Origin of the sequence: Paenibacillus sp. PvR133 (genome assembly GCF_017833155.1) — a bacterium.
Taxonomy (GTDB): Bacteria; Bacillota; Bacilli; order Paenibacillales; family Paenibacillaceae; genus Paenibacillus; species Paenibacillus polymyxa_B.
In genome coordinates, this window is the sequence record NZ_JAFIBS010000001.1 from 1,857,455 (window position 1) to 1,879,226 (window position 21,772).

Genomic DNA, 21,772 nt, shown 5'->3' on the forward strand with positions numbered 1-21,772 from the left:
CATGGCTTCGCACAATGGTGGAAAGCTGTAAATAATCAATAATCCTCTGTATAAAAACGGATATTTCAACCATAATAAGACAGCCTGTTTTATTCCAAAAGTACAGAGGGGTAGATGAAATTGAAAAACAAATGGCTGTTGGCATTGTCGTTAACCTTGGCGCTCGTTTTTAGCATGACTCCGTTAGTAGTCGCGCAAGCGAAGGTAGGGGAGGAGAAGGATTCTACTTGCCTAAGTTCCAAAATGGTGCAACTGAAAGGCGATATGCAGAAGGTATGGATCGACCATACGATATGGACGAGGAACTATATTGTCAGCGCCATATCTAATCTTCAAGATCAGAAGGACGTATTGGACCGGCTTTTACGGAACCAGCAAGATATAGGCAATGTGATCAAGCCTTATTATGGGGAAGCCGCTGGTAATAAGCTGGCTGATCTTCTGAGGGAGCATATTCTAATCGCAGGGAAAATTGTAGCGGCTGCTAAAGCGGGTAATCAGGCGGATGTGAAAAAGCTAGAGGCGGATTGGCGTACAAACGCCGATGATATCGCCAAATTTTTAAGTGCAGCGAATCCGAACTGGCAGTTTAAAACACTACGAGATATGCTGTATACGCACCTTCAGTTGATTACGGAATTAGTCCTTGACTATATCAAAGGAGATTGGAAAGCGGGTATTGCATCAACCGACAAAAACGAGATCCATATGATTCATTTAGCGGACATCCTGACAGAAGGCATTGTCAAACAGTTCCCTGGAAAATTTCAAGTGAGCACTATAGCTGCAAAGCAGATTAGCTTTCTATAATCACCCCAAAGGGTGGTATAGAAAGCTTTTTTATCGGTTTAATGAATCGTTAATACAACTATGAATGCAGTCGGTATGTCGAACCGAAATACGTTCTCCCACAAGCTCAGTTCTATTGATTCTATTACGAAGCACTCGTAATGCGTAGGCCGGGGGTTGAATTTCCTTCACCAGCATACTATGAAACTCAAGCACAGCGCGGCTTCCAAGCTTTTGGGGACCGCGCTTTTTTGTTCGAGTAAGGATTATTAAACGATAAATCAAACGAGAGTAAGAGTTTGAAGATTTCACTTTATTAGGACCTTTTTTACCAAGAAGCCGCCTCGAAACGTATTCCAATACATATACTTAGAACATGAATATATGAAGAACTAGTTTTCGAGAAAAATAGGGAAGTTGCTTTTATGTAAAATAATATTTTCTTAATTTAAAATGTAGAATGGAGGGAACTTCTTGTGCCACGAGCTTCAGTTATACTGCCAGTTTATAATACTGTGGCTTTTGTTTGGGAAGCAATCCACAGTATTTTAGTTCAAACCTATTCCGATTTTGAATTAATTATTATTGATGATGGCTCAACAGATGGATCTGCTTTTCTTATTTCACAGATAACAGATCCTAGAGTGGTTAAAATCTTTCATAGTACCAATCAAGGTTTGGTCGCTACTTTAAACGAGGGATTCAATAGGGCAACTGGTGAATATATCGTTCGTATGGATAGCGATGATATTTCTACGCCAGATCGATTGGATGTGCAAATATCATTTATGGATCAAAATCCCTTAATTGATGTATGCGGTGCTGCTTTTACTACTTCTAGTGGAGGAGTACTTAAGGTGAATCCGGCCAGTCATGAAGAAATCAAAACATGGTTGTTATTTCATTGCTGTATCTGCCATCCTGTCACAATAATACGCAATAGCATGATACATCGGCTAAACATTCAATATGATAGTAATTATCCTCATGCCGAAGACTACGAAATGTGGAACCGATTAGCTTCACAGGTACAAATAGCGAACCTCCCCATAAACTTATTGTATTATCGTCAACATAAAGGACAAGTGTCCAATCAACACAAAGCAATACAAGACGCCACTGCTCGGAGAATTCGACAAAGACAGTTTAGCCAGTTGGGTTTGGAATTATCAGATGAAGAGAATCAGATTATGCTGGATATTCTTGAGTTTAAAATTAATCCCTATGATTATAATTGCTACACTAAAGCTGTAGGATTTGCGAATTGGGTGTTGGATCAAAACTGTAAGTATCAGATTTACAATCAGGAACTATTAAGCATGGCTTTTTCACGGTGTATATCCCATCTCCCATATTAACAAAGATATCAGCAAGCGATTGGAAAGTATCCTAATATTCCGCGGGCATACGTAAATGGGGTGTTTTATGTTTACCTGAATGCCCGGTCATAAAACATATTTACACATATATTAAAATGACGACAAAATAAAGGAGGGCTAAAGCTATGAGCGGATGTGCAGGTGCAGCTGTTTGCGGTGTGTGGACTTCTACAGCGGCCATTTTGGTGCTCTATATCCTCTTGGTTATCATCCTTAAATCATGTTGGGTTTAATTTTGTGAAAAGAATTGTATGATAATGACCCATCAATCAAATTCAACGACTTCTTTCTTTCATAATCTACCCGAAATTAGATTAGATAAAAAGCTCTGCTAACCTTATGGGTCGGCAGAGCTTTTTTCTTTTGAACAATTTCCTAATCACTTTAAATATATCAAACATGCTGCGATTGTACACCTTATTGTAAGCAACCTTGCGTGGGTTTCTGATCCACTTAAGCCGCGAGGCATCTTGAGTCCTGCACAGTGGACAGTCTACCTCTCTTGTTGTTTATTTCGTTGAATACTCGCTTACTTCAAATGTAAGGATTTTATTGAATATTACGTAGTCCTTACGGTTACTGAATGGACCTTTGTTATTATTATGCTTATCAATGGCAAAGAAAGAAGCACCTCTACCGGCATCTTTAGCATCATACCAAGCGACAAAGGCATTCAGTTCTTTTTTACTCAGATCGAATTCCTTATCCAATCCATTGTCCATCGTTACAATCAAGATGGCACGGTCACCACTAGGTTGTTCTGGTTCGGTTGATCAGACGGATCGGGCGTGGATTTCTTTACAATAGCATTTGCTTCATTGGATACAACTTGATCCATGGAGATATTCGCAGAAACTACGTAATAATAGGTAGTGTTTTCTTCAACTTTATTATCAGTATAAGAAGTACCAGAAATATCTGAGGCAATTTCTTCATACGGACCCCCAGGGGCTAGTGCTCTTTCAATTTTATAAGTAGTGACTCCTGTTATTTCATTCCACTGCAATTGAATATTTTCTTCATTCCCCGTTGCATTAAGAGTTAATGAATTTTCAGGTTGTTGGTAGGGGAGGAACCCTTCGGGAATACTGTGCGTGAATGGAGTCGCACCAAAATTTGTGTCAAACGAAAAGCTGCCAGCTGAACCACCTGTGATCGAAGGAGTCACAATCTCTCCTGGAAGATCGCTTGGTTTAAAGGTACTTGTATAAACGAATACACCATTCTTATACCAGCTTATCTTGTCATCATCCATATTCAAAGCCACACCAATAACGTCCTTTAATGTGTAGGTCTTTCCAGAAGAAACGATCCCCGGAAAAGTGTTTCCGTTTGCAGCATAATACATCCAGTTCTGAAGAGCTCCTGCACCTGGTCCATTGTATTGCTTACCTTCACCGACGATACCAATGCCAGTTGTGGTACTTGCTTGAGCTGTTACTGTGACTTCCCAATACCATTTTCCTTTGGTTTTTCCCACACTTGCTTTAGTTCCACTTGAATCTACGGTGGCCGAAACAGACTGGCTCTTTTCCCACACTACGTTTTTTGTAGCAGCGTATGTCGAGGAACTAAAACATATTAGAGTAATAAATCCCAGTAGCAATAATGACGAAATAACTCGTTTCAAAATAATCTCTCCTTATTTATGTATTATTTATGCGAGTTTAGCAGTTTCAATATGTATCGTCTAAACATTTTAATGCATATATTAAATAATAAGTAAAATAATAACTTTTTAACAATGAAACGTAACAGTTTAATTCTGTTTTTGCTTAAAAGAAAAAGCCCCGAAGGGCTTACATGATTAACATTTATTGATTTTCTTTCGCGAGAAAAGAAGCTGCTAACAGTGTAGTATTCGTATAGCCACCTGAAACATTTTCATATGAAAAATTAGCGATAGGAACTCCAATAACTGTAGCAACGTCTCCTTCAAAAATTTCTCCACTTGCTCCCGGATAAACTGCCATTACTGTATTATCATTTTCATCACTAATATAAACGATAGCCGTTGTCCCTATAGGAATGTTATCTTCTTCTATATCTATTACATCCCCGCTTATTTTTACAAATTTGTTTAAGTATAAGTTCAAATTTTTATTTAAGTGTTTTGTTGTTACGGATTTGTCTACTAGATTAATGACTTTGCTTTTATCTGTGGAAGGAAATAAGTCACTGTTTTTAGCAATGAAGTCATAAGAGGTTTGTTCCATAGAAGCTTGATCTTCTGTTAACACGGGTGTTCCATCTTTCAAGAATTCAGCAAATAAATATTGTTTATCTGTGACCTCATTTGTAGAAGCTTGCTGAGCAGTATTTTCATTGCTTACTGTTTGTTCAGTAGCAAAGGACGTGCTTGAAGCCCCAGACCTTGTCGTTGTTTCTTTAAAATTGCTTCCACAAGCTGTTAGAGCTACAGAAAGTAGAGCAATGGATAGAATTTTTTTTAACATGATGAATTCTCCTGTGAGTGTCCTCATCGGTTGAGGTAGTTGCTCATTTTATCTTGTTACCTTTATTATCGAATATTAGTGTTGAATACATAAGCAAAGCACAGCTTCCAGACTTTTTGGAAACCGTGCTTTTTTGTTGAAATAAAACGATTTGCAAACCTTTAGTCTAGAAAAAATGTATCGTCCAGTACAACAGTTTAGGCGTGATTTCGAGATTAGGGTAACGGTAAAAAAGGACTTCATTGGCATATTAGCCGATATGAAGTCCTTCATCATGTTTATTTAGTTGAATATTCGCTTACTTCAAATGTGAGAATTTTGTTGAAGATTACGTAGTCTTTGCGATTGCTGAATGGACCTTTGTTGTTATTGTGCTTGTCAATGGCAAAGAAAGAAGCACCTCTACCAGTATCTTTAGCGTCATACCACGCGATGAAGGCATTCAGTTCTTTTTTACTCAGATCGAACTCTTTATCAAATCCATTGTCCATGGTTACAGTCAGAATAGCGCGGTCACCAGTTGGTTGGGAGGTCCCCTCTGTATCCGACGGATCCGGTGTAGTAGATGGATCAGGCTTTGTAGAAGGATCAGGCTTTGTAGATGGGTCTGGTGTAGTAGACGGGTCTGGTGTTGTAGATGTACCCGATTCTTGATAAGGTAAAAATCCTTCAGGAATAGGATATTTAAAATCACTTGCTCCAAAATTAGCAGTATATACAACAGAACCATTTAATTGATCGTTTCTTATGTAGGGATATACAGTATCGCCTAATAAAGAAGGAGTGTACTTAGAAACACCTTGTGAAACTCCATTTTTGTAAAAAATAATTGTATTATTACTTAGATCTAAAGCGACCGAAATGACATCATTTACTGTATAAACGGCCCCGTAATCATAATTTCCTGTACCAAAAGATTGGCTGGTAGGACCATGACCACCTCCATGATAACCAGTGTACCTGATTTGTTTTTTCTTGTCTGAATTTGCGACTCCAATATCGCCGCTTCCTTTATTAAGGGTTACTTCCCAATACCATTTTCCTGAGCTTTTACCTACATTAGTAATATCGGTTTGATTCCATTCAGGAATTGTTTTTGTTAAAGATCCATCTGACCAGGTCACATTTGTAGTCTCAGCTTTTGTAACGGTAGGGAACAACGAGAACACCGAAGCTCCAATGAGAAGAGCTAACACTATTGTTCTTAGTTTTTTGAATATAATATTGTTCATGACTTCCTCCTAAATATATGTAATAACAAGTGAATTATAGAACTAGATTGGGAGAATTGTCCAAACATTAAATGATATATATTCAAATATGAGTATTATTATGGAATTTAATTTTTTTAGGGAAACGTAGGTCGTCGAAAGTATAAAGGCCCTAGTCATTAGATTGGAGGTTTCGAAGAAACATCCGATTAAGCTTGGCATTTGAGGATTACGGGGGAATAGTAGCGGAGATTAAGCCAGAATCAGTTAAGATAGCGGGTAAAATTTTTATGCGAGACCAGCTTGAATTTCGAATAGACCTAGTATCAGGAGAGGGCCCGGAATGATTAATAACTCCGACGGTCAATAGCTAGTACAGAGAAAGATTTCACGTACATAAATAAGGTAACAGAGTTACGAGTCTCAATAGCTCAACTTCGGAATTAGATTAGGCGTGGGATTCGATATTCATAATGACAAGGCATATTCCATATGACTAAGTAAGTGCTTTTTTGCTCACATAGAGGAGGGATATGATTGGATGCATTCGTTTCACGCTCATTAGATGAAATACGATTTTGGTCCAGGATCATGAAGGAGCATTCCTTTTTTCTGGGGTTAGGTTTTAGAGCGGAAGATACTCAACTTAAAACAGAAGCCAATCAGTTTTACACTATTTTTGAGGATATCGAGAAAAGGTCGCATGAATTTAATATCGAGACAGATCCTTATACAATCAAAGAGTTTAATACAGAGGTTCAGAATGCGGCGACGAATATTTGGGCATTTAAGAGAATGGTATTGGGCCTTATATTACAATGCAAGCTTCCTGGACAAACCAATTTTCCTTTACTGGTGGATCACATAAGCCGGGAAGCCAATTATTTCAGAAACCGTTTAGGAGAACTCAATTCAGGAAAGCTCGAACCATTACCCGATGCAATTATTGATGAAAATGTATTTTTCTTAAAAATTATGGCCGATCACGCAAAATTTATAGGCCATTTACTTGATCCATCCGAACGTAAACTGGTTGAACAAGCTAGGGAGTTTAGTAATGATTTTGATATGCTGATGTTTCAAGCGATTGACCTAAGTCATATGCGGCCACAGTCACAAACCGTTCCACTCCTGAGTCAATTTGTTGATGAGAACCGTATCTCTGTGAAGTCTTTGCGTGATTTTAAGAAAACAGCGCGTGATTTAATCGACGAGTGCCGAATAAAAAGCATTATCCATCCTTTATTGGCCGATCATGTATTTCGTGAAGCGGAGAGGTTCCTTTTTATTCTCGATATGTTTGATCAATCCTTATCAGGTGTTAAGGTAAATAAGAAAGAAATTATGCACTGAGAGAGCCCTGAAAAAAGAATACAGTTTCTGTAAAATATCCAGTGGAAATAAAGCTTTAGACTGAACAAAAATCAAACAGCGGCAGACCAAGACTTGAAAAATAAAGTTCTTAGACAGCCGCTGTTGTCATCCAACTAACGTGTATGAGTACATAGAAAATCCAATATGTCAGCATTAAGCATCCGATGGAAATGTTCGCGATCAAAGCCGGGAGGGTCTTGCGATGGGAGAAAGGCCGGAGTCCTCATCGATTCCGGGAAAGGACTCAGAAAGGAGAAATGCCCGGCGTTTTTTACTGTTTTGTATTGTACCTTCTTAGGATCTGGCACGCCATCCAATATTAAACGAGCGTGTAAAGAAGGAGTATACTGATCCTTCTCTGCATCCACCATTAAGATAGGTAGATTAACTGCACGCAAGCTACCTTCAGCTCGAAACCAGACCGACGCTGGCGCTAGTAAAACGAGACATTTTACTCGGTAATTTGGTGTAACCTCTATAAGCTGGGGCTTTCCGTCCGAGGTCTCGTGAGGCAAAGAAGTCGGCACGCCACCCGCCGCCGCTAATGCCGTGTAACCGCCCATGGAATGTCCGATGAGAGACACAGCATTCTGTATTAATTTGTCCTTGAACAGCATACTATCGAAAAACCAGTCGGTGACCATATTAAGGTGTCTAGGTCTATAGGTAAGATTCTGTGCTGTTCCTTCCAAACTATTGTCATTTCGATTGTTAAATGGATGCTCTGGAATGCCGACAATAAAACCATTGCGTGCTAAATGCTGCGCCAAAATCCGATACACAAGCGGCGTACTGCCAGTACCGTGAGAGATGATAACCAAAGGGAATCTTCCTTCTGATGGCTCTGCCTCTCTCGCCAACTCTAACTGGTATGGACCCAATCGCTCTATTTGTTCGGGCTCGTCCGCTGGATACATTACCGTCATGGGAAATGTAATGCCTAGGGAGGAATCCTTTATTTCTACTTCTCGCCATCCTGCATAACTATTCTTAAATTCTGCGTTTCTTATCATCCACCATACCTTTCCTTTCTCGAATTAGCACAAAATACGTATGTTTATTCTGTATTAAAGCTCGTCATTATTGCATTTTAAATCCAAATATCATTGACTGCCGTTAATTCTGACTCTGCTCCTCCAGTATTTACTACACCTCTCGGCTCTACTAGCATGATATGGCACTCCTGATGTGCGAATGGCTTGTGTTCGACCCCCTTAGGTACAATAAACATTTCTCCCTGAGAAACCTGTACCCGTCCATCTCTAAAATCAATGAACATCTCGCCATCAAGTACAATAAAGACCTCGTCGGTATCTTGATGATCGTGCCATACAAAATCCCCAACTATTTTCACCAATTTAAATTGATAGTCATTCATTTCACCAATAACTTTCGGAGACCAATGATCACTAAACTTAGATAACTTTTCATGTAGTTTGATTGATTGATACTTCATAATACCCTCCTTTTAAACTAGATATCCTCAGACGGATTTATAATCGCCAGTACCTGGTGATCCTCCCACTTTCCGTTGATCTTTACGTTGCTTCGAGAAATGCCTTCTTTGTGAAAGCCAGCCTTCTCAAGCACACGGATGGATCCTGGATTACGAGGAGAGGCTTCCCCGAAGATCCGGTGAAACTTTAGCTCATCGAAAGCATAGCGAACCACCTGCTTCACCGCCTCCGTCGTATAGCCCTTGCCGTTATATGCTTGGTCTAGGCTGTATCCGATCATACAGCTTTGAAGCGGCCCCCTCACCACAAAAGATAAATTTATGCTGCCTATAATCCGGTCGTTCTCCTTGTGACATACCACGAAGGAATATTTCCGGTCCTCCATCATGTCGGCCTTGCTCTTAATAATCGTCTGGAGCTGGTGCTCCTCCGTATAGTACTTCTCTTGGGTGTTTGGCGAAAACTCCTCAAAGAATTCCCGATTGCGCTTGTACATTGCTGTCAATTCTGCGGCGTCCGTCTCCTCAGAGAACCGGATGTATACTCGCTGCTCCGACATCTGCACCATCCTTCCAAACTGTAATATTGAAAGAATTATATCACAGGCTGAAGATTGGGAAATTGATTTGATGAATGGTGTATATCAATGTTAACTAAAAAATATATACCGTAATTATTGGATTAGATATAATGTTTTCTAAAAAAGGAGGCTAGATCGTATGAATAATGCTTACGAAGTGCTTGAGGAGCGTATATCCGAATGGGGAATCTCTAATGAAGAAATTATTGCGGTTTATATCGTTGGGTCCCGGGCAAGAGAGGACAAACCTTTTGATGAGTTTTCTGACTTGGATGTAGTCGTCTTTTCAACGAATCCAGATTACTATCTTCAAAATGATCAATGGTTACTAAACATTGGCAAGGTTTGGACCAGCTTTATGTTTCGAACGGCAAAAGGAGATCCGGAAAAACTCGTTCTCTTTGACCAAGGGGCTGAGGTTGATTTTCTATTCCGTCATACATCCGATCTGGATCATATAATCAAAAATGGGCGTATTCCTGAAGGGTTTCAGCGGGGGGTTAGGATGCTGTTCGATAAGATGGGAAATGGAAACCAAATCATCCCTCAAACCACTACGATCCCGGGTACTCCTCCGATATCTGAAGATGCTTATCTACAGGTTGTTAATATGTATTGCTTCGCCTCTCTGTATGTGGCTAAACAAATTTTGCGCAATGATCTGTGGGTAGCTAAGCAAAGAGATACGGACTGTAAACAATTATTGCTGCAAATGATAGAGTGGCATGCAAAAGCTGTGCATGGATCGGAATATGATACTTGGCATGCAGGGAAATTCATAAATGAATGGGCTGATCAAGATGTCGTTGCTGATTTGAAAAAATCTTTTGGGGAATACGACCCCAATCATAGTTGGGAGGCACTGATCGTATCCTTGGAGTTGTTCAAACGGTTATCCTCGGAAGTGGCAGCTAAGTATAAATACGCGCATCCGAATGAATTATTTTCCCATATTCAAGCCTGGTTAGGGGGACAATATGATAAGCATAGATAAAAAGTCAGACATCCTAATCGTCGTGCTGCATGAGATTTATGGGATTAACCAGCATATACAAAATTTTTGCAGCCTATTATCGGATCAGGGTTATGACGTCATTTGTCCAAATTTACTAGGCAAGGAAACACCTTATGACTATTCGCAAGAGGAAACTGCCTACACCAATTTTATGGATAATATAGGATTTGACCGCGCTTTCTATCATATCGAAAGTTTATTATTAAGTATTCGAGCTCGTTATAAAAAGGTATTTATCGTCGGCTTTAGCATAGGGGCAACGATTGCCTGGCTGTGTAGTAAAGAAAAGTATGTTGATGGAATCGTAGGATACTATGGCTCTCGTATTCGAAATTATTTAGAAATAGCTCCACATTGTCCAACATTGCTTTTTTTCCCACAGGAAGAACCATCATTTAATGTGGATGAGCTCATTTCAACTTTAGACAACCGTAATATCCGGGTACATAAATTCAGTGGACAGCACGGATTCAGTGACCCGTACTCTCCCCGATATAACGTACACTCAGCTCAGCAATCATTTAAAGAAATGGTAAACTTCTTCAAGGAAGGTTGATCAATAAAAGCAGTCGTTTGCTTCCAGCCTACACCTTTTTCATTGCTATTGCCAATTCAAACAGTCTGCTTAACCCAAGGTATCTGATTAACCAAAGTGGTGGCCTCATTACCGTACCTGGACACTTATTGAGCTACCGTCTGGGAATGACGTTTAAAAGAATGGCTAAAACCAACGGCTTCGCCAGAGGAGTCGTGGAGGCGATTGGCGTGGAACAAAGGGTGAGAGGCGATTCGGGAAACAAGATTTTCCGTGATCAAACCGTCATTCGTTTTACCCAGGGACGAACTGGGCCTGGAGATTCGGGTTCCGTATGGCTGAATGACAGTAACGATCGGTTGAACAACTATGCGGCCGCGGTCCATTTTGCCGGATCTACAAACGGAACGCGTTCTACATCTTTCCCGATTGAACGAGCGATGAGAACGTACGGAACCTTGGTCGCCATCCCGGCTGGAGCTGGAAGATATAAAGCAGGTGTAGCAAAAGGAAAGGCTCCAAAAAACAATTATGCCTATGTCCGTCCAATGACGAGAAAACAACTGGCCTTGTCTCCAATCATAAAATCCAATGCGGAATAAGTGAAGGACTAGAACTATGACGATCTAGTCGACCTCTATTGAAAATATCTCTTTAAAACCTCTTTTACCATCGGCTGTAATACGTATCGCTCGGGTTGTGGGCAGACGCTCGATCCAATTTAATTCGAATAATCTGTCTAGAACAGCACTTCCTAAAGCACCTGCAAGGTGATGGCGTCGTTCACTCCAATCCAGGCATTTATGTGAGAAGGAGCGGCGCTTTTGTCTTGTTTTTTTTAGATCAATCTGAAAGTCAGTGAAGAAAGCCTCTCCTGGTTCCGTGATATGAAGCCCGTCCTGATCCTCGAAAAGAATCCCCTTTTGAATGAAAAAATTCATGAGCTGTACGCCTAATTGACCCGCAACATGATCGTAGCAAGTTCTTGCCAACCGTAGGGCCTCGTTTTCAGAGGCATGTTTGAATGAATGGATAGGGACAGGCGGAGCTATGGATAAAAATGACTCCATCACCCGGGCAACTTCGGGGTCTTGAATGCCATAGTAACGGTGCCGCCCTTGTTTTTCCACAGTAACGACTTGTGCCTCGGTCATTTTTGCCAGATGGAAGCTGGCTGTTTGCGGTTTGATGCCTGCCATATGGGCCAATTCACTTGCCGTGTGGAACCTGCCGTCTAATAAAGCGGTGAGTATAGCTGCACGGGAAGGCTCGCTAACAAGAGAAGCAATCATGGCTACATTTGACTTGGTACTCATGGAACGGTTATCCCCCTTTGTAATCCATACTTCGATGAAGGTTGAAATATTTATATTTTACAATAGGGAGGTAGATCTGAATAGAAGGAGAAGAGATGATGAACCCAATACATCAGATGAATGAGATGAATCATAGCCCAGACGTTAAAACGATTAACCCTAGCATTTTATATTACGGAACCCCTGTGATTTTACTCAACACGCCGAATGAGGATGGAACAACCAATATTAGCCCCATTTCCTCCTCGTGGGCATTAGGAGATTGTGTGGTACTAGGTATTGGAATTGGTGGCAAAGCATTAGAAAATATGGAGCGGCATCCCGAATGTGTAATCAACGTCCCGGGGCCTTCCATGTGGGAAAATGTAGAACGTTTGGCTCCTTATACAGGCAAGAATCCTGTTCCAGCGGAAAAGAAGGAAAATGGATTTATGCACCATAAAGATAAGTATGAGATCAGCGGACTAACTTCGATTGAGTCGAATAGGGTCAAGCCCGCCCGAATCAGGGAATGTCCTATTCAAATTGAAGCCAAGGTGAAGGATGTGAGAATCCCTAACCATTCTCCTTATTTTGCGATCGTCGAAACTCAAGCCATACAGGTGCATGTTCATCAGGATATCATCCTCGGTGAGAACCATATTGATCCGACAAAGTGGAGCCCACTCATCTATAATTTCCGTCATTATTTTGGTCTGGGTGAGCATTTGGGCAAAACCTTCAGATCTGAAACCTGATATTTCAATAAAATTATAATATCCTACCTGAATAATGAGAATTATCTTCCCAAATCGTTCTTTTTGTGCGAGAATGATTGAAAAATCATCCATGAGTACGCATACAGGAAGAGACGATTCATACAGCACGTATAACAAGGGAGGAAATAATCATGTCAGAAGAACGCAAGCTGTCATTCGAAACTTTGGCTGTCCATGCCGGACAACAAATTGATCCTACTACCTTTGCCCGCGCCGTTCCGTTGTATCAAACCACTTCATATGGATTTCGGGATGCGGAGCATGCGGCTGATTTGTTCTCGCTGAAAGAATTCGGCAACATTTATACGCGTCTGATGAATCCGACCACGGATGTATTCGAGCAACGGATCGCCGCGTTGGAAGGCGGGGCTGGCGCGTTGGCAACGGCTTCGGGAGCGGCGGCGATTTCATTCTCCATCCTGAACATTGCGGGAGCTGGGGATGAGATTGTGTCGGCCTCCAGTCTGTATGGCGGTACATATAATCTATTTTCTACGACACTGCCGAAATTGGGCATTAAAGTACATTTTGTCGATTCGGATGATCCAGAGAACTTCCGTAATGCCATTACGGATAAGACGAAGGCATTATTTGCCGAAACGATTGGTAACCCACAGGGCAATGTGCTGGATGTGGAAGCTGTAGCGGCGATTGCGCACGAATATGGTATTCCGCTGATTGTGGATAACACGTTCCCAAGTCCTTACTTGTTGCGTCCTATTGAATACGGAGCAGACATTGTCGTGCATTCTGCAACGAAGTTTATTGGCGGACACGGTACGTCTATTGGTGGGGTGATCGTGGACAGCGGCAAGTTTGACTGGAAAGCGAGTGGTCGTTTCTCTGGACTGACTGAGCCGGACCCGAGCTACCACGGAGTTGTTTACACCGAGGCGGTGGGACCTATCGCATATATTATCAAGGCACGGGTGCAATTGCTGCGGGACTTGGGAGCGGCCATTTCTCCGTTTAATTCATGGCTGCTGCTTCAGGGCTTGGAGACACTTCATCTGCGGTTGGAGAGACATAGTCAGAATGCCTTGAAGGTAGCGCAATATCTCGAAGGCCACAAGGATGTGGAGTGGGTCAGCTACACCGGGTTGCCAAGCCATCCGTCCTATGAATTAGCTCAAAAGTATTTGCCGAAAGGACAAGGAGCAATCCTGACCTTTGGTATTAAAGGTGGAAGCCAAGCGGGAAGCAAGCTGATTGAGAATGTAAAGCTGTTTTCTCATTTGGCGAATGTGGGTGATTCCAAGTCTTTAATTATTCACCCGGCAAGCACAACGCACCAGCAGTTGAATGTGGAAGAACAGGTCGCTGCCGGAGTCAAACCAGAGCTGTTACGCCTATCTGTCGGGACAGAAGCGATAGACGATATTTTGTACGATCTGGAACAGGCGATCGCGGCCAGCCAGCAGTAGTAGCAGTAGACCCTTCTTAGACTAAGTGTGACAGAGCAATCGTGTAGCATCGCAAGTGATTTTCCGACCCAGATCAGTATTGGTCCAGAGTTTGATCAGGCGGGGGGCAACCTCCGTCTTTTTTTGCGTGTTGACATCATACCCCCATAGGTATATATTATACCCCGTAGGGTATATGAGGAGGGGAAGAAATGGGTAGGAAAATAGTTATTATTGGCGGGGTAGCAGGTGGAGCTTCTGCTGCTGCGAGATTGCGTAGATGGAATGAGGAAGACGAGATTATTCTGTTTGAACGCGGAGAGCATGTTTCTTTTGCGAACTGTGGCCTTCCCTACTATATTGGCGGGACAATCCATGCGCGGGAGAAGCTGTTTCTCCAGACGCCTCAAGGGATAAGAGACCGTTTTAATATAGATGTAAGGGTACTGAAAGAAGTGATACAAATAGACCGCGAGCAGAAGCTCGTCCGCTTCCGCGATATGATTACAGGGGAAACGGATGAGCAGCCGTACGATATTGTGATATTGTCGCCAGGAGCCAAACCGATGATACCGGACATTCCCGGATTACATGAAGCTGTGAATGTATTTACATTAAGAAACATTCATGACACGGACGTTATTAAGGCATATGTAGATGAAAGGCATCCAAAACATGCCACGGTGATCGGGGCCGGATTTATTGGGCTGGAGATGGCCGAGAATCTGCGGGAGCGTGGACTTGCAGTAACCATTATTGACATGGGACAACAATTGCTGAATCCGCTAGACCCTGAAATGGCCAAATGGGTGGAACAACATATGAAGCTGAACGGGGTGGAGGTGCGTTTAGAGGAAGGAGTCACGGCTTTTGATGAGCAGGGTACACGGCTCCGTTTGACCTCCGGGGGTGTGCTTCAGACGGACATGGTTATTCTGGCGATCGGTGTTGTTCCTGAAAATGAGTTGGCCAAGCAAAGCGGATTGGAACTTGGTTTTCGCGGCGCCATTCAGGTCAACGCCCAACTGCAAACCAGCGATCCGGCCATTTATGCGGTGGGGGATGCCATCCAGGTCAAAGACCGCAATCATGGGTTTGCAACGATGGTATCACTAGCTTGGGGAGCCAATCGTCAGGGGCGTTTGGTAGCGGATCATATTAACGGTCAAGCAATTTCTTATGATGGGGCGCTTGGAACATCCGTAATTAAGACCTTTGCATTGACTTCAGCTTCTACAGGTAATAATGAAAAAACATTACAGCGGCTGGGCGTTCCTTATCAGGCTGTTCATATTCATCCTGGTTCGCATGCCGGCTATTACCCTGGCGCATCACCCATTGCTATGAAGCTGCTCTTTAATCCTGAGAACGGGATGATCTATGGGGCGCAGGCTGTTGGAGCTGATGGAGCAGACAAAAGGATTGATGTCATTGCGACGGCTATTCGTGGCCATTTGAACGTCCGTGAACTGGCTGATATTGAACTTGCTTATGCACCTCCCTATTCTTCAGCAAAAGACCCTGTGAATATGGCGGGTTACGTGGCTTCGAATATCATGGATGGGCTGGTCCAAACGATACAGTGGCATGAAGTTGATGATTTTCACCGCAATGGTGGTCTTATAATTGATGTAAGGGATGCGGTGGAGCTACAGGCAGGAGCCATTCCAGGTTCTGTTCATATTCCTCTGGCCGAGATTAGAGAGCGGATGGCAGAAATCCCTAGTGATCTGGAGATCGCGGTATCCTGCCAAGTCGGTCTGCGAGGCTATATTGCGGCCAGAATTTTGACTCAATACGGTTATCGGGTGAGGAACGTTGATGGTGGCTATAAGACGTATTCGGTTATGGCTGAACGTGATCATCTCTTAAAATAGTTCATCACCCATCCAATCTGGTTGAGGTGATCCGTTACTTCGCCGTGCAGCGCACCAAAGAAAGTATCTTGTAGCTCCACGGTAACGGTACCTTTTTCTGTTAGTGCGTGGTAAGCTTGCTTAAGCTCGTCCTCACTTTCACAGTCGAGAATGATTTGGACATGCTGCGCTTTCAGCGGTTTACCGTAGGAATCTGAAAAATGGATATGACTGCTACCCAGGTGAAGTTCAGCGTGCAAGAGTCTGCCTTCCTGCTTGTTTAACACTTTGATTTTCCCGCCTAACACCGATTGGTAATAATCAATGGACTGCTGCACATCGTTTACAATGACAAAAGGACTTGCACTTCTCATGGGATCATTTCCTTTCATGTCTTTGGTGTAGGATCGCTACTGTACATTATTTACGTTATCCGCAGGGTTTACCCCTTTTCTGATCAAATTATGGCTTGGTTCACTGTGTGACGTCTGTTACAATAGAATAGGCATATACGAATGGATAGAAAAGAGGTTGAACAGGTGGGCACTTCAGTGATTTGGGAAGCAGTTATATATTGGGTGATCTTGGTGATTTCCGCTCTGTGCGTGATCGCAGTATCTGGTACTCGGAAGACAGCAAGCACGATTATTTTAGCGCCCGTTGTTTTGTTCTGTACCATATTTATGATGCAGGGATCAGTGTTTACTGCCATGAATCACCCGACGATGGGGTCTAATGTCGGTTTGGGTATGGCATTTCTGACAACATGGGTGGTCAGCGGAATATTGTTTGCTGTAGCGCTTGTAATTGCTTTTATTAAATATAACAAGAAGAACAAGGCGTAATTTTAGCCTTAACCTCAGAGGGATAAAGGCTTTCGGTGATGTGCCGAAAGCCTTTTTTTGTATTTTTTAACGATGGAGGATGACTCTGCTTATCTGCGTCTTCTCATAAGCAATACAACGATCAGCACGACGATGATCACGATCAATAGGAATTTCATATTCAATAACCTCCTTGGTCTGTCTCATATTTGGTATTAACCACTTTGAGTTAGTATGTACCGATGGATCTCAAGCAAGTATCTATTGTCGAGGGCTTGGGGAAAATTAGAATGTGGGACTAAAAAGAGGTTTACAGGCTTAGCTGGAAAGTGTATACATAAAGTAAGGAGGCGATTGCCATGAGTGATCGTGCATTTCATTTGTTCTATATTATTTTCTTAACGGTTCTGGCACTTGGAAGTGTTGGTGGAATCGCCTGGTGGTTACGCTCTATTGGTCGTCAGGAGAAGGAAAAAAACTAAATTCAACATGGGCATACAAGCCCGAATGCATCTTCCAGTAGGAGGGTGCATTTTTATATGTTATAATGGGAACATATGTTCTTTGTAGGAGGGAAGACGATGTTGCCAGATTTGGAACGAAAGCTGCTACGTATTTTGTATAATTATTTCGCCCAGCATCGCCACATGCCCACAATGGCGGAATTGACCGTAAAAACAGGCAAGCGAGACGCTGAAATTACAGTCGCCTTGCGACATATGGAACAGGAACGCTATATCACTTGGGAAAACAATTCGGGTACCCAGCATGTTGTTTTACTGGAAGGGTGGGAGCGTCCCCCGACCCAAAGGCGCACTCAAGCGGAAACAAGACGTTTCACTACGCAAACGATGCCGCCCGATGGTACAGAATATTGGACGAATTATTAGAAGGGATATAAAACTGGAAAATTAATGAGTTTTTAAGGTGCATATCATTTAGTTTTAAGAAAGCGAGACTATAATGACCCTATTAACCCCTTTTTGATCAAGCTATAGGCCCTGCCGATGTATCGGCAGGGCCACTTTTTTGTCCATAGATACGCTTATGTATATGAAAAATCCCCCGGGGATCATCCGGAGGATGGTGCAGTTTGCATATACTGCACGGCCTGCTCAAACTTCATCGTTTGATGGCAAAATATATATTCAACCCCTGCTACCTTGCATTATATGGTCAGCATGTTCATAAGGGGCAGTGTGATTCCACTGTTCATTTTCCAAACGACAAAAGCCCTACCTCTCTTTCGTCCTTGCGGCTCCGATGACCGCGCCAGTGTGAATGTGAAAATCTTCGGCAAAAGCTCAAAATTCTACATTAGGGTTATACATAAAATTAGGAGAAGCTCCATACGGTGATTAGGAGTAATAGCTTGTTGCGTGGAATCTTATGGGGTTAATACATACTCCAATAGTATAGCAAGAATGATTATAAAACACAAGTCATTTTTGGCTTTTTGATTATAGACTGGAAAAAATGTTGGCTAAAATGCTCTTCCCTCGAGAGTTTCTTAATTAAGAATAAGATGATTTCCCATCTATAGATTGCAGATTAAAAGCCGTCCTCGTATTTATGTAAAATGCTCGAGCAAGAAGGTAAACTTTTGATGGTTGGACTCCGATATTGAATACACAAGATATTTTAGAGTGTACGGATGAAAAGAGGGGTAGCAATTTGCCGACCTATAAGCGCTTTATTCAGCATGTTATCCTGAACTATATTATAGGTTCGTTTATCGCTGTATTGTTGGTAGGTATGATTTTTGTATTTTCCACGTTAAATGTAGCCCACTATGAAATTCTGGGTCTTGTTAAAATTATTGCATTTTCCAGCGTCATTATGATTGCTTGTGAAACCATAGTGTTTCGAATGCATTTGAGACCGGTTCATCGTTTTTTTTACGGCAATCAGGAAACACTCAAGGATGTAGAAGCGGTGTATATCCGGGTTCATCATCTGCCTAATTTGTCAGTTTTACGTATTGTTGGACCGCATTTGTTGGGTTTCTCTATCCCGGCAGCCGTCATTGCCTTATGGATGATACATACTGGACAACTTACCTTTCCCTTGTATTATGTAGGAATCGCCTGTATAGGAGCTTGTCTGGTTGCTTCGATGCACGCACTGGTTGAATTTTTCCTGACAATGAGAGCAATCAAGCCGCTGCTGGAGGAAATCCGTGATCGAACCTATCAGCAATATGGATTAAACCTGTCCCTGCGAGGACGAGTCCTACTATCGCTTCGGCATAAATTTCAGTTAAGCGCGACGCTCATTGGTGCTTTTCCTCTGTTTTTATTTTGTCTAGCTACACAGATTCGCCTGGAACGTTTGGAGGCGACGGATTCGAGTTCCTATTGGGCATGGGCGGGTACGATTTTAATTTTTGGTGTAGCCTTTGCTTATCTGGGAGGAAGGTTGTTGACCCGTGAGATCGAACAGCCGATCCACCACCTGCTGGAAAAAATGAATGCAGTGAGGGAAGGCCGCCTGAACAGTAATGCCAGCGACTTGTACTCCGACGAATTTGCCGAGCTGGTTGAAGGCTTTAACATGATGATCGAGGGCCTGAAGGAACGGGAAGAAAAGAACGGTCAGCTATTGGACAGTTACTTCGCCACCTTGGCGGCAGCGCTGGATGCGCGAGATGCCTATACCGCAGGACATTCTTTGCGTGTGGCTGAATACTCCGTACTCATTGGGCGCAAGGGAGGTTTGAATGAGACAGACCTCGACTTGCTGCGCAAAACAGCTTTGCTGCATGATATCGGTAAAATCGGCGTGGCTGACGCTGTTCTGCTCAAGGACGGCAAGCTGACGGACGAGGAGTTTGATCAGATTAAAATGCACCCGGTTATGGGAGAGAGTATTCTCCGGCAAGTTGAACCAGCTTATGCTATGGCCCCTTATTTGCCCGGCGTGCGATCGCACCATGAACGTTATGATGGCAAGGGATACCCTGACCAGCTCGCTGGGGAAGATATCCCCTTATTTGGGCGAATCATTGCTGTAGCGGATGCTTATGATGCGATGACGTCTGATCGTCCCTATCGGCAAGGTATGAAGGAAGAGAAGGCGGTTATGATATTGGAAGAGGGAAAGGGAACCCAATGGGACCCTTATTTTGCCGAATTATTTGTCAAGGAGTGGCGCCGGAACAAAGGCATCACAAGCTGACTCTGTATATATCAGCACAACAGGGCGAGCCATTGAGGTTCGCTTTTTTATATAGGAATGTAAGCATCTTTTATGTCGAAAGATGGGGCTTCATGTTATGATGTACAAGAAAGGCAAACGCGGTTAATAAAGGCCTGGCATCCAATTTTTCTTGCGCTATGGGAGTGTGAGTCCATGCAATTTTCAATGATGTTTTTAATGAATTTAGGGATGCTGATTGCCGTTGCCTATGTGGCGAACGTGATTTATAAATATGGTTTGAGTCGTACCTCTTCGCGGTTCAAATATGTCAGCTCGGTGCTGCTAGTGATATTTGGCGGATGGGTCAGCTCTTGTTTTGGTTTTAACTTTAGTGAAACGGTTATTTTTGATCTGCGTTTTGTACCGCTGATTATCGCGGCATTGGTGTATCCCCGCTCCTATACGCTTATTATTATTGGGGTCGCAATCGGACTTACGAGATTTACCTTCGGTCTGCATATGGCGGCGTGGGTCGGCTTTTTGAATATGAGCATTCTGGGCGTCCTGTGCGCCGGATTGAACTACTGGATGCGCCGTTCCACCTGGCGTTTGATTATTAAGGCATCGGTGACCATTTTAGCGGTTAATATCGTAAATACGTTAAATATTGCCTGTCTGGGCGTCATTCCCTGGCGCTATTATGTAGCGGAGGTTGTTCCTCTTACACTGCCAATCGGCATCGTCCTCAGTTTTTTATTTGCTCTGATTTTAAGGGACTTTCAGATGGAACAACAGCGGAATCATCAGATTAAGCAGGCGAATGAGTTGTTATCAGAGCAGCGAGATGAGTTGCAGAAGGCAAAGGTCATTCTAGAGGAACGTGCCAAGCAACTGATGATGGCTTCCCAATATAAATCGGATTTTATGGCAACGATGTCGCATGAGTTACGTACACCTCTTAACAGCATCATTAATCTGGCGCAGATTATCAACGAGCAGGGAAAAGAACTGGATGAGGACGAGTTATACCAATACAGCGATCTCATCTATGCCTCGGGGCATGATTTGCTCCAAATGATTAACGACATTTTGGACTTGTCCAAGGTCGAGGCTGGGCACATGGAAATCGTAAGTGAGCCAGTCAATGTGCGTGAGATTGCGCAGGTGATGATGATGCATTTTGAAGTCACTGCGAAGGATAAAAACCTGGAATTCAGCTTAAAGGAGCATGAGCCTATACCGAATGAAATTCGGTCCGATTCTAAACGTGTACAGCAAATTTTGCGTAATCTGTTATCCAACGCCTTTAAGTTCACTCATGAAGGACGTGTATTGCTAGAAATGAGTACACAGCATCTGGATCGAAAGGGACAGGAGGGAGATTGGGTTGTATTTGCTGTAAAAGATACGGGCATCGGTATTTCCATGCTTCAGCAACACGTTATTTTTGAGGCATTCCAGCAGGCGAACGGTTCCATTAATCGTAAATATGGAGGAACCGGGTTGGGATTGTCCATCAGCCGTGATTTTTCCCGCTTGTTGGGCGGGTTTATCCGTTTAGAAAGTGAGGAGGGTAAGGGAAGTACGTTTTCCTTGTACCTACCCATGTGTCCGTCCGTAAGCAAGGAGGCGGACGAACAACCCTTTAAATTAACCTAATCGCTATTGTAGGAGCAGGAGC

22 protein-coding genes and 1 pseudogene are annotated in these 21,772 nt (G+C 42.8%); 15 read left to right on the plus strand and 8 right to left on the minus strand.

Annotation, left to right across the window (positions count from 1 at the left end; translation table 11 throughout):
• The first annotated feature begins 120 nt into the window (after positions 1-120).
• From JOE49_RS08265 to JOE49_RS26315, 3 genes are all read left to right on the plus strand, one after another.
• Entirely contained in the window at positions 121-810 is a 690-nt protein-coding gene (locus JOE49_RS08265) for a glycosyltransferase (protein ID WP_209940881.1), read from the plus strand.
• 455 nt (positions 811-1,265) lie between these two features.
• Complete coding sequence (locus JOE49_RS08270) at positions 1,266-2,147, plus strand: glycosyltransferase family 2 protein (RefSeq protein ID WP_028541178.1); 882 nt, start codon at positions 1,266-1,268, stop codon at positions 2,145-2,147.
• A gap of 146 nt (positions 2,148-2,293) precedes the next feature.
• On the plus strand, positions 2,294-2,401 hold the full coding sequence (locus JOE49_RS26315) for a hypothetical protein (RefSeq protein ID WP_023986758.1): 108 nt from the start codon (positions 2,294-2,296) through the stop codon (positions 2,399-2,401).
• Between the two features lie 276 nt (positions 2,402-2,677).
• Here the strand turns inward: JOE49_RS26315 and JOE49_RS08275 are convergent.
• From JOE49_RS08275 to JOE49_RS08285, 3 genes and pseudogenes are all read right to left on the minus strand, one after another.
• Positions 2,678-3,798 (minus strand): annotated as a pseudogene (locus tag JOE49_RS08275) (SPRY domain-containing protein).
• Between the two features lie 184 nt (positions 3,799-3,982).
• A complete protein-coding gene (locus JOE49_RS08280; protein ID WP_023986760.1) occupies positions 3,983-4,624 on the minus strand; it encodes a hypothetical protein in 642 nt (213 codons plus the stop codon).
• A gap of 278 nt (positions 4,625-4,902) precedes the next feature.
• Positions 4,903-5,856 carry an SPRY domain-containing protein gene (locus JOE49_RS08285; RefSeq protein WP_209940882.1) on the minus strand — a complete coding sequence of 318 codons (954 nt, stop codon included), beginning with the start codon at positions 5,854-5,856 and terminating at the stop codon, positions 4,903-4,905.
• Between the two features lie 516 nt (positions 5,857-6,372).
• Between JOE49_RS08285 and JOE49_RS08290 the strand changes: the two genes are divergently transcribed.
• On the plus strand, positions 6,373-7,188 hold the full coding sequence (locus JOE49_RS08290) for a DUF2935 domain-containing protein (RefSeq protein WP_023986765.1): 816 nt from the start codon (positions 6,373-6,375) through the stop codon (positions 7,186-7,188).
• A 134-nt stretch (positions 7,189-7,322) separates the two neighbouring features.
• On the opposite strand, the gene JOE49_RS08295 is transcribed toward JOE49_RS08290, so the two are convergent.
• From JOE49_RS08295 to JOE49_RS08305, 3 genes are all read right to left on the minus strand, one after another.
• Entirely contained in the window at positions 7,323-8,222 is a 900-nt protein-coding gene (locus JOE49_RS08295; protein WP_237448907.1) for an alpha/beta hydrolase family protein, read from the minus strand.
• A 77-nt stretch (positions 8,223-8,299) separates the two neighbouring features.
• A complete protein-coding gene (locus tag JOE49_RS08300; RefSeq protein WP_209940883.1) occupies positions 8,300-8,665 on the minus strand; it encodes a cupin domain-containing protein in 366 nt (121 codons plus the stop codon).
• Positions 8,666-8,682: 17 nt separating this feature from the next.
• Entirely contained in the window at positions 8,683-9,225 is a 543-nt protein-coding gene (locus tag JOE49_RS08305) for a GNAT family N-acetyltransferase (RefSeq protein WP_023986768.1), read from the minus strand.
• 160 nt (positions 9,226-9,385) lie between these two features.
• Here JOE49_RS08305 and JOE49_RS08310 point away from each other — a divergent pair, with 160 nt between their 5' ends.
• From JOE49_RS08310 to JOE49_RS08320, 3 genes are read left to right on the plus strand one after another with little or no spacing between them, the layout of a single operon-like run.
• Positions 9,386-10,240 carry an aminoglycoside 6-adenylyltransferase gene (locus tag JOE49_RS08310; RefSeq protein ID WP_160788607.1) on the plus strand — a complete coding sequence of 285 codons (855 nt, stop codon included), beginning with the start codon at positions 9,386-9,388 and terminating at the stop codon, positions 10,238-10,240.
• Entirely contained in the window at positions 10,224-10,817 is a 594-nt protein-coding gene (locus tag JOE49_RS08315; protein WP_160788608.1) for a dienelactone hydrolase family protein, read from the plus strand. The genes JOE49_RS08310 and JOE49_RS08315 overlap by 17 nt, the downstream gene beginning before the upstream one ends.
• Positions 10,814-11,398, plus strand: a complete 585-nt coding sequence (locus tag JOE49_RS08320) for a hypothetical protein (protein WP_245248354.1) — start codon at positions 10,814-10,816, stop codon at positions 11,396-11,398. The genes JOE49_RS08315 and JOE49_RS08320 overlap by 4 nt, the downstream gene beginning before the upstream one ends.
• A 24-nt stretch (positions 11,399-11,422) precedes the next feature.
• On the opposite strand, the gene JOE49_RS08325 is transcribed toward JOE49_RS08320, so the two are convergent.
• Complete coding sequence (locus JOE49_RS08325; RefSeq protein ID WP_209940884.1) at positions 11,423-12,112, minus strand: ArsR/SmtB family transcription factor; 690 nt, start codon at positions 12,110-12,112, stop codon at positions 11,423-11,425.
• 98 nt (positions 12,113-12,210) lie between these two features.
• Here JOE49_RS08325 and JOE49_RS08330 point away from each other — a divergent pair, with 98 nt between their 5' ends.
• The 3 genes from JOE49_RS08330 to JOE49_RS08340 all read left to right on the plus strand — a co-directional run bounded on the left by JOE49_RS08330 (position 12,211) and on the right by JOE49_RS08340 (position 16,150).
• Complete coding sequence (locus JOE49_RS08330; protein ID WP_209943561.1) at positions 12,211-12,849, plus strand: flavin reductase family protein; 639 nt, start codon at positions 12,211-12,213, stop codon at positions 12,847-12,849.
• Positions 12,850-13,001: 152 nt separating this feature from the next.
• On the plus strand, positions 13,002-14,294 hold the full coding sequence (locus JOE49_RS08335; RefSeq protein WP_209940885.1) for a homocysteine synthase: 1,293 nt from the start codon (positions 13,002-13,004) through the stop codon (positions 14,292-14,294).
• A gap of 191 nt (positions 14,295-14,485) precedes the next feature.
• On the plus strand, positions 14,486-16,150 hold the full coding sequence (locus JOE49_RS08340) for a CoA-disulfide reductase (RefSeq protein ID WP_209940886.1): 1,665 nt from the start codon (positions 14,486-14,488) through the stop codon (positions 16,148-16,150).
• Here JOE49_RS08340 and JOE49_RS08345 read toward each other — a convergent pair.
• Positions 16,135-16,503, minus strand: a complete 369-nt coding sequence (locus tag JOE49_RS08345) for a VOC family protein (RefSeq protein WP_209940887.1) — start codon at positions 16,501-16,503, stop codon at positions 16,135-16,137. The genes JOE49_RS08340 and JOE49_RS08345 overlap by 16 nt on opposite strands.
• Before the next feature lie 141 nt (positions 16,504-16,644).
• Between JOE49_RS08345 and JOE49_RS08350 the strand changes: the two genes are divergently transcribed.
• The 5 genes from JOE49_RS08350 (at position 16,645) to JOE49_RS08365 (ending at position 21,750) form a co-directional block, all read left to right on the plus strand.
• Complete coding sequence (locus JOE49_RS08350; protein WP_023986776.1) at positions 16,645-16,974, plus strand: hypothetical protein; 330 nt, start codon at positions 16,645-16,647, stop codon at positions 16,972-16,974.
• A 338-nt stretch (positions 16,975-17,312) separates the two neighbouring features.
• Positions 17,313-17,435, plus strand: coding sequence for a hypothetical protein (locus tag JOE49_RS26655; protein ID WP_257785344.1), 123 nt, complete (start codon positions 17,313-17,315; stop codon positions 17,433-17,435).
• 99 nt (positions 17,436-17,534) lie between these two features.
• Entirely contained in the window at positions 17,535-17,843 is a 309-nt protein-coding gene (locus JOE49_RS08355) for a hypothetical protein (protein ID WP_160788628.1), read from the plus strand.
• Positions 17,844-18,627: 784 nt separating this feature from the next.
• Positions 18,628-20,130, plus strand: coding sequence for an HD-GYP domain-containing protein (locus JOE49_RS08360; protein ID WP_023986780.1), 1,503 nt, complete (start codon positions 18,628-18,630; stop codon positions 20,128-20,130).
• Between the two features lie 174 nt (positions 20,131-20,304).
• Complete coding sequence (locus JOE49_RS08365; protein ID WP_023986781.1) at positions 20,305-21,750, plus strand: ATP-binding protein; 1,446 nt, start codon at positions 20,305-20,307, stop codon at positions 21,748-21,750.
• Positions 21,751-21,772: the final 22 nt, after the last annotated feature.